The organism is Streptomyces boluensis (assembly GCF_009908195.1).
GTDB classification, from domain to species: domain Bacteria; phylum Actinomycetota; class Actinomycetes; order Streptomycetales; family Streptomycetaceae; genus Streptomyces; species Streptomyces boluensis.
Genome location: NZ_JAAAHS010000358.1, coordinates 1 through 7,875, shown reverse-complemented (window position 1 = coordinate 7,875; position 7,875 = coordinate 1). Strand labels below are relative to the sequence as shown.

9 protein-coding genes and 1 pseudogene are annotated in these 7,875 nt (G+C 71.9%); 4 read left to right on the top strand and 6 right to left on the bottom strand.

Annotated elements, in window-relative coordinates:
- Window positions 1-50: 50 nt before the first annotated feature.
- Entirely contained in the window at window positions 51-419 is a 369-nt protein-coding gene (locus GUY60_RS30620; RefSeq protein WP_161703693.1) for a GntR family transcriptional regulator, read from the bottom strand.
- Between the two features lie 72 nt (window positions 420-491).
- Between GUY60_RS30620 and GUY60_RS30615 the strand changes: the two genes are divergently transcribed.
- Window positions 492-1,418, top strand: a complete 927-nt coding sequence (locus GUY60_RS30615) for a GNAT family N-acetyltransferase (RefSeq protein ID WP_161703691.1) — start codon at window positions 492-494, stop codon at window positions 1,416-1,418.
- Complete coding sequence (locus tag GUY60_RS30610; RefSeq protein ID WP_161703689.1) at window positions 1,393-1,938, top strand: ribonuclease FAU-1 family protein; 546 nt, start codon at window positions 1,393-1,395, stop codon at window positions 1,936-1,938. Before GUY60_RS30615 ends, GUY60_RS30610 begins: the two co-directional genes overlap by 26 nt.
- A gap of 15 nt (window positions 1,939-1,953) precedes the next feature.
- Here the strand turns inward: GUY60_RS30610 and GUY60_RS39815 are convergent.
- Window positions 1,954-3,068: pseudogene (locus tag GUY60_RS39815) on the bottom strand (methyltransferase domain-containing protein).
- A gap of 203 nt (window positions 3,069-3,271) precedes the next feature.
- Here GUY60_RS39815 and GUY60_RS38310 point away from each other — a divergent pair.
- Window positions 3,272-3,409: a hypothetical protein gene (locus GUY60_RS38310; protein ID WP_187370167.1), complete on the top strand. Its 138-nt coding sequence runs from the start codon at window positions 3,272-3,274 to the stop codon at window positions 3,407-3,409.
- Between the two features lie 88 nt (window positions 3,410-3,497).
- Here GUY60_RS38310 and GUY60_RS30600 read toward each other — a convergent pair whose 3' ends face one another.
- Genes GUY60_RS30600 through GUY60_RS30585 form a run of 4 tightly spaced genes read right to left on the bottom strand, consistent with a single transcriptional unit; the run spans window position 3,498 to window position 7,033 of the window.
- On the bottom strand, window positions 3,498-3,959 hold the full coding sequence (locus GUY60_RS30600; RefSeq protein ID WP_161703687.1) for a GNAT family N-acetyltransferase: 462 nt from the start codon (window positions 3,957-3,959) through the stop codon (window positions 3,498-3,500).
- The gene (locus tag GUY60_RS30595; protein ID WP_161703685.1) at window positions 3,956-5,488 is read right to left on the bottom strand and encodes a tripartite tricarboxylate transporter permease; all 1,533 of its coding nucleotides are present in this window, start codon (window positions 5,486-5,488) and stop codon (window positions 3,956-3,958) included. The genes GUY60_RS30600 and GUY60_RS30595 overlap by 4 nt, the downstream gene beginning before the upstream one ends.
- Before the next feature lies 1 nt (window position 5,489).
- Window positions 5,490-6,053, bottom strand: a complete 564-nt coding sequence (locus GUY60_RS30590; RefSeq protein WP_161703683.1) for a tripartite tricarboxylate transporter TctB family protein — start codon at window positions 6,051-6,053, stop codon at window positions 5,490-5,492.
- Entirely contained in the window at window positions 6,050-7,033 is a 984-nt protein-coding gene (locus GUY60_RS30585) for a Bug family tripartite tricarboxylate transporter substrate binding protein (protein ID WP_187370168.1), read from the bottom strand. The genes GUY60_RS30590 and GUY60_RS30585 overlap by 4 nt, the downstream gene beginning before the upstream one ends.
- Before the next feature lie 158 nt (window positions 7,034-7,191).
- On the opposite strand from GUY60_RS30585, the gene GUY60_RS30580 reads away from it, so the two are divergent.
- The coding region (locus GUY60_RS30580; protein WP_312866488.1) for a response regulator at window positions 7,192-7,875 on the top strand (684 nt) is incomplete at its 3' end.

The window sequence follows — 7,875 nt, the reverse complement described above, 5'->3', positions numbered from 1 at the left end:
GGGGAGGGTGGGCACAGCACCACGGTGCCGGGCGCCTTGTACGACAAGAGTCAGGTGTAGATGGCCCGCAGTGCCTCCTGCGCTACGGCGAGCGCAGCCGCTCGGTCGAGGCCCAGGCGACGGGCCTCCCTCGCATAGCTCTGCGCGGCGGCAGCCGCATGCCGCTCCGCCGCATCCCCCGCCGCCGCGACGAACGTGCCGTTGCGCCCACGGGTCTCGATCACCCCGTCCGCCTCGAGGGCGCGGTACGCCTTGGCCACGGTGTTGGCGGCGAGGCCTAGCTGCTCCGCGAGGCCGCGCACCGTCGGCAGTTTGTGCCCGACGGGCAGCGCGCCCGACCTGGCCTGTTCGGAGATCTGGGCGCGCACCTGCTCGTAGGGGGCGGCGGCGTCGTGGTCTACGTGGATCTTCAGAGTCACGGCACCGATTCTCGCGTACGGACCCGTAATTCGAAGGCGCGGGCAGCACTTCGCGTCGTACGGTCCGACACCATGACTGTGCTCGTCAGAGAATTCCGCCCCGCCGACGCCGAGGCCACCACCGAGGTGCTGCGCGCGGCCATCCCCTTCCTGGTGACCACGCCCGAGGCCATGATCCGGTCCGTGACGCACGCCAACCCGGCGCGCGCGTTCCGGCTCCTGGTCGCCGAGGTCGACGGCCGGGTCGTCGGCCGCGCCGAGGTCGGACTCGCGTACGAGAGCGACACTCCCGGGCAGGCGTACGCGAACGTGTATGTGCACCCGGAGTTCCGGGGGCGCGGCGCGGGTTCGCTGCTGCTGCGCACCGCCGAGGAGCAGTTGGCGCTCGCGGGCGCGCGTTCCGTCTACAGCTGGGTGCTCGACGAGAGCGCGAACCGGGTCTTCGCCGAGCGGCGCGGCTACGAGGCGCGCCGGTCCGCGCACTTCCTCCGCCTTGACCTGGCCGACGGCACGCTGCCGCCGCTGCCGGAGGTTCCGGCCGGGGTCGAGCTGCGTACGGCGGCGGACTTCGCGGCCGACCCGCGGCCGCTGTTCACGCTCGACGCGGCGACGACCGCGGACGAGCCGGGCGACATCGGTACGGAACTCGACGACTACGAGGACTGGTTGACCACCGCCTGGGGCCACCCCTGCCTGGACCGGGAGCTCACCGTGGTGGCCGTGGTGGACGGGGCGCCCGCGGCGTTCACGGCGGCCCATACCGACGGGGCAGGCCGGTACCTGTCGGGGATGACGGGCGTGCACCGCGCCCACCGGGGCCGTGGCCTGGCGAAACTCGTCAAGGCGCACTCCCTGCACCGCGCCGGGGCGGCGGGCCTCACCGAGGCGTTCACCGGCAACGACGCGGAGAACCAGCCGATGCTGGCGGTCAACAAGTGGTTCGGCTACGACATCTGTGCGACGGAGGTACGCCATGTCAGAGAACTCGGCATCGGCTGAGGCGGACGTGGACTCCAAGGACGACGTGAACTCCAAGGACACGGCCACGGTGCATGTGGTGCTGCGCAAGGCCGGACGGACGAAGATCCGTTATCCGGCGACGCTGCTGCGCGACGACGGCCGCCATGTGGTGGTGCGGGCGCCCTGGGCGGCCGCGGGCATACGGGACTTCGGCTTCGTGCGCTTCGAGCCGGGCGATGTGTTCACCGAGCACTACTGGCGCGACCGCTGGTACGCGGTGAAGGAAGTCCGGGACGGCGAGGGCGGGTTGAAGGGCTGGTACTGCGATGTCACCCGCCCCGCCGAGGTGGACGGGGCCGGTCTCGTCGTCGAGGACCTGGACCTGGACCTGTGGGTCTCCGCGGACCGTACGTCGATCCTGCGCCTGGACGAGGACGAGTTCGCCGAGAGCGGCCTCGCGGAGCGGGACCCGCGGGCCGCGACGGCGGCCCTGGGCGCCCTCGACGAGCTCGAACTCCTCGCCAGGAGCGGCGAGTTGGTGAACCGACTCGCCCACTGACCCCGCTACCCGCCGCTACCCGCCGCTCAACGGCAGCGGCACCGCCCGCCGTGCCGTGGCGTCGTACGCGATGTCGTCGCCGTCCTCGTGCCAGTGGACGACGAAGCGCTCACCCGCGGCGTACGCGTCGAGGCCCGCTCTGCAGTACGCCACCATGTCGTCCGGCAGCTCGGCCAGCGCGTACCAGCCGAGCTCGGAGCACTTGTCGGGCTCGCGGTTGACGGGGGTGCCGCCCGCGCCGTGCGTGACCTCGAAGAACCAGCCGATGCGCGGGGCGCCGCCGGGGCCGCGGTGCTGCATGACGAGGGCGGTCCGCAGGTCGTCGGGGCCGAGGAGGAGGCCGACCTCCTCCTCGGCCTCGCGGATCACCGCCGCCCGTACGTCCTCGCCGTCCTCGGTGTGCCCGGAGGGTGCGTGCAGCAGCCCGTCCGCGTACCCGGTGCCCGCGCGGCGGGCGAGGAGCACTTCGTCGCCGCGGCGCACGATGAGGTGCACGTCGACCACCTCGGTGTGGCGGCGCGGGCCGTCGACGACCGCCACCAGGGCGTACCGCTCGTCGCGTACCGGGCGGCCCCACAGGCGCGGGTCGGACGAGAGCCGCTCGGAGTGGACGCGTCCGGCGAGCGGGGCGAGGGCGGCGGCGAGCCGGGCCTGCGGGATGCCGGCGGGGTTCTGCTCGCCCCAGACGCCCTCGACCAGGACGAGCCGGCCGCCGGGGCGGAGCAGCCCGCACCAGTGCCGCAGCGCCGCGTCCGGGTCGGGCAGCGCCCACAGCACGTGCCGGACCAGGACCACGTCGAAGCGCTGGTCGCCGACCGGGGGTCTGCTCGCGTCGCCCACCCGCACCTCGGCCCCGGTCCCGGCGAGCTTCGCGCGGGCCCGCGCTCCACCATGCGTGGCGCGCTGTCGACGCCGGTGACGCGGTGGCCCCGCTCGGCGGCGAGGAGGGCCAGGCTGCCGGTGCCGCAGCCGAGGTCGAGCACGTCGGAGGGGGCGGCGGGCAGCCAGTCCGCTAGCCGCTCGGCCCAGGCGGCGCGGACGGTGGCGTCCCGCAGGCCGTGGTCGGCGTCGTCGTCGAAGGTGTCGGCGTACGCGTCCCAGTCGATGGTGGTGTGCCGTTCGGTCGTCATGGTCCCGATGGTGACAGGCGTCACTGACAACGCCCGGAACTCGATCCTCGGCCCAGAACATGCCCGGCCGGGCTCGACAGACCGTCCAGGTTCACCGCAGAGCGTGACGCAGGCCACAGACAGGCGGCCGGTGATGGGTGACTCTCCTTCTCCGGGCCCCTCTCCTCAGGAAGGCCCGGACTGCCCCACTCTAGGAGGCCGTCATGCGTCGCCAGACCCTGCAGAAGCCCCTGGCCAGGCCCGCCGCCCGCCGCCGCGCCGAAGATCGCCGCGAAGAGGCCGCCCGCCCGCGCCCCGAAGTCCGCGAGGACATCCGCAGAACATGGTGGCCGGAGAGCTGACCGCCCCTTCCCGTAACTGGGGCTCCGCCCGTAACTGGGGCTCCGCCCCAGACCCCTCGGGGAAGACTCAGACCCCTCGGGGAAGAACTCAGGCCCCGCCGTCCACCCGCTTGCGGTAGTGGATCCGGTCGTACGGCCCGTCCTTGCGGCGCTCCACGATCTCGTACCCGTACCGGGCGTAGATCTTCTGGTTCTCCCACATCAGGGCGTTGGTGAGCAGCCGCACCTCGGGCAGGCCGAGCGCGCGGGCCCGCCGTTCGACGAAGGTGAGCAGAGCGCGGCCCACCCCGTGCCCGTGGGCGTCGGGGTGGACCGCGATCGATTCGAGGTAGAGGTGGTCCTCGTGCGGGACGAGGACCACAAGGCCGGTGACCGGGTCACCGGTGACGGACACCATGCCCGCCGCCACGTCCGCGGCGTGGTCGCGGTCCATCGGCGCGGGACGCAGTCCGATGCGCGCGATGTAGCGGTGGTACGCCGCGTCCGTGACCGCGCGTACGGCGGGCACGTCCGCGCCCGTGGCGGGCCTGATGTCGTCCGTGGGCGTCATGCGTCCACGGTACGGTCCTGATCCTGGTCCTGGTCCTCGCGGTCCGAACTCCCGCGCTTGATCAGCTTGTTGATCAACGGCCAGGCGAGCAGCAGCACCACGACCGCGTAGACCGTCACGGAGAAGGGGGTGTTGACGAGCCCCGTGAAGCTGCCGTCACTGATCTGCAGCGCACGCCGCAGCTGCTGCTCCGCGGCCGGGCCGAGGATGACGCCGATGACGGCGGGCAGGACGGGCAGTCCGTAGCGCCGCATTCCGAAGCCGATCAGGCCGATGACCAGCAGGATCACCAGGTCGAGGGCCTCACCGCCGACCGCGTACGCACCGACCGCGGCGAAGAAGAGGATGCCCGCGTACAGGTACGGCCGCGGGATCCGCAGCAGCTTCGCCCAGAGCGGTGCGAGCGGCAGGTTCAGGGCGAGCAGCAGCACCATGCCGACGAAGAGCGAGGCGATCAGGCCCCACACCAGCTCCGGTTCGCGTTCGAAGAGCAGCGGGCCCGGCTGGATGCCGTACTGCTGGAACGCGGCGAGCATCACGGCGGCGACGGCGGTCGTGGGCAGGCCGAGGGTGAGCATGGAGACGAGGGTTCCGGCGGCCGAGGCGGAGGCCGCGGACTCGGGCCCCGCGACGCCCTCGATGGCGCCCTTGCCGAACTCGTCCTTGTGCTTGGAGAGCCGCTTCTCGGTGACGTACGAGAGGAACGTGGGGATCTCCGCGCCGCCGGCCGGGATCGCGCCGAACGGGAAGCCGATGACGGGGCCGCGCAGCCAGGACTTCCAGGAGCGCTTGACGTCGCCCTTGTCGAGCCAGGGGCGGCCGACCGGGATGGCCTCGCCGCTGGTGCGGCGCAGGTGCGCGGCGACCCACAGGGCCTCGCCGATCGCGAACAGGCCGACCGCGACGATCACCACGTCGACGCCGTCGGCGAGTTCGAGGGTGCCGAAGGTGAGGCGCTGCTGTCCGGTCATCTGGTCGAGGCCGATGAGGCCGATGGTGAGACCGATGAGCAGGGAGGCCAGGCCGCGGACGCGGGAGGAGCCGAGGACGCTGGTCACCGCGATGAAGGCGAGGACCATGATGGCGAAGTAGTCGGGTGCGCCGATGTCGACGGCGAGTTCGGCGATCTTCGGGGCGAGCGCGACGAGCAGGATCGTGCCGACCATGCCGCCCGCGAAGTGGCCGATGGCGGCGGCCGCGAGCGCCTGTGCGCCGCGCCCCGCCTTGGCCATCGGGTTGCCCTCCATGGCGGCGACGACCGCCGCGCTCTCGCCTGGGGTGTTGAGCAGGATGGAGGTCGTGGAGCCGCCGAACATCGCCCCGTAGTAGATCCCGGCGAACATGATGAACGCGCCGGTCGGTTCGAGTCCGTACGTCACCGGGAGCAGCAGTGCGACGGCCATGGCGGGGCCGATGCCGGGCAGGACGCCGATGGCGGTGCCGAGGAGCACGCCTATCGCGGCCCAGAGCAGGTTGATCGGGGAGAGGGCCGTGCCGAAGCCGTCCATCAGGGAGTTGAGGGCATCCATGTCAGAGCACTCCCATCAGCGGACCGCCGGGCAGCGGCACCCCGAGCAGGTTGTTGAAGACGACGTAGGTGAGCAGCGAGAGCACCGCGGCGATGAGCGGGTCGCGGTCGACGCGGCGGCTGCCGAGCGCGAAGGCGGCGCCCCAGAACAGCAGTGCTCCGGCGATGGGGAAGCCGAGCGGGTCGATCAGTACGGCGGTGGCGAGGAAGACCCCGGCGAGCAGCAGCACGGTGCGCCAGTCGGCGGGTTCGGACAGGTCGACGTCCTCACCGCCCTCGGCCTCACCGTGGCCGCCGCGCAGTACGTCGACGGCGAGCAGCGCGGCGATCACGAGCAGCCCGACGCCGACCACGAGCGGCACCGTCTTGGGGCCGATGGGGCCGCGCTGGGTGATGTCGACGTCCATGGTGAGGGCGTCGGTGAGGACGAGCACGCCGAGCGCCAACAGCAGGGCGCAGACGCCGAGTTCGGAGTGTTCCTTGAGCCAGGACCTGCGCGGCTCCGGCTGGACCTCGGGGCTCTCGGGGCTCTCGGGGCTCTCGGGGGTCTCTGTCGTGGTCGTCACAGCCCCAGCTCCTTCAGTACGGACACCACACGCTTGTCCTGGGCTTCGAGGAACGCGCCGAAGTCGTCGCCGGTGGTGAAGGCGTCCTCCCAGCCGTTCTTCTTCATGGACTTCTGCCACTGCTTCGAGGCGTGCAGCTTCTCCACCAGGCCGGTGAGCTTGGCGCGTTCGGCCTCGGAGAGGCCGGGCGGGGCGACGATGCCGCGCCAGTTGGTGAAGTTCACGTCGTAGCCGGACTCCTTGAGGGTCGGCCCGTCGAGGCCCGGCACGCGCTTCGGCCCGGTCACGGCGAGCAGCCGCAGCTCGCCCGACTTGATCTGGTCGAGATACTCACCGACCCCCGACACCCCGAAGGCGACCTTGTTGCCGAGGATGGAGGCGAGGAGTTCACCACCGCCGTCGAACGGCACGTAGTTGACCTTCTTCGGCTCGATCCCGGCGGCCCGCGCCATCAGCATGGGCGCGATGTGGTCCGGCCCGCCGGGCGACGACCCGCCGCCGACCGGCATCTTGCCCGGGTTCTTCTTCCAGGCGCCGATCAGGTCCTCGATGGTCTTGTACGGGGAGTCCTTGGCGACGACCACGACGTCCTGCTCCTCGGTGAGGCGCGCGATCGGGGTGGTGTCGGCGAGGGTCTTCGGCGAGTGGTTGGAGCGTGCGGCGCCCACCACACCCAGGCCCATGGACATGGCGAGCTTGCCGTTGCCGTGCTCGCCGACGAGCCGGGTCAGACCGACGGTGCCGCCCGCGCCGGGCAGGTTGAACACCTCGATGTTGTGGGTCAGTTCGGCGTCCTCGGCGTCCTTGGCCGCGGTGCGGGCCGTGATGTCGTAGCCGCCGCCGGGGGTGTTGGGGACCATGAGGCGCAGGCCCGGGATCTGCGTGCCGGTGTCGGCGCCGCTGCCCGTGGTGAGCAGCGGCGGCCCGGCGAGCACGAGCAGCGCGGCCCCGAGCAGGGCGAGGGGTGTGCGCAGGCGCACGTGTGCCACCACCTGTCGGTACGTAAGGGGTCGGGGAAATAAAGGTGCCGTGAAGGCGTGTGAGGTGGCCCACATGTTGCCTGGGCGTTAACAAGCTGTCTCTCTTCCGCAAGCAACGAACGTTGTGGTCGTTGTGGTCGCGTACCTAGCCTGACGCGGTGAACGAGCAGACGAAGGTCCTTGTCGTGGACGACGACTTCATGGTGGCGAAGCTGCACGGCCGCTGTGTGTCCGCGATGGACGGATTCGCGGTGGCCGGTGTCGCGCACAGCGGCGCCGAGGCGCTGCGCGCCGCGGAACGGCTCCACCCCGATCTCGTACTCCTCGATGTGTACCTGCCGGACATGGACGGCATCGCCGTACTGCGGGAGTTGCGCGCGGCGGAGGAGCGGGAGCCCGCGCGGCCGCGGGTGGACGCGCTGTTCATCACGGCGGCCAGGGACGCGGAGGTGATCCGTTCCGCGCTGCGCGCCGGGGCGCTGCACTACCTCATCAAGCCGTTCAACCAGGCAGCGCTGCAGGAGCAGTTGAGGCATGTGGCCGCGCTCCGGTCCCGCCTCGACGACCTGGGCGAGGCCCGGCAGGAGGACGTGGACCGGATCTTCGGCACCCGCCCGCCGGGCTCACGTGAGCTGCCGAAGGGCCTCGCGGCGCACACGGCGGACCTGGTGGAAGGGGTACTACGGGCCGAGCCGTCCGGCCTCTCGGCCACCGAGTGCGCCGAGGCGGGCTCCCTCTCACGCGTCAGCGCCCGCCGCTACCTGGAGTTCTTCGCGGACACGGGCCGCGTCGAGGTCCGCCTCAAGTACGGGGGCACGGGCCGGCCGGAGCTGCGGTACCGG

Coding starts and splice junctions, on each gene's coding strand:
- GUY60_RS30615 (WP_161703691.1), top strand. CDS start 492: ATGACTGTGCTCGTCAGAGAATTCCGCCCCGCCGACGCCGAGGCCACC.
- GUY60_RS30610 (WP_161703689.1), top strand. CDS start 1,393: ATGTCAGAGAACTCGGCATCGGCTGAGGCGGACGTGGACTCCAAGGAC.
- GUY60_RS38310 (WP_187370167.1), top strand. CDS start 3,272: ATGCGTCGCCAGACCCTGCAGAAGCCCCTGGCCAGGCCCGCCGCCCGC.
- GUY60_RS30600 (WP_161703687.1), bottom strand. CDS start 3,959: ATGACGCCCACGGACGACATCAGGCCCGCCACGGGCGCGGACGTGCCC.
- GUY60_RS30595 (WP_161703685.1), bottom strand. CDS start 5,488: ATGGATGCCCTCAACTCCCTGATGGACGGCTTCGGCACGGCCCTCTCC.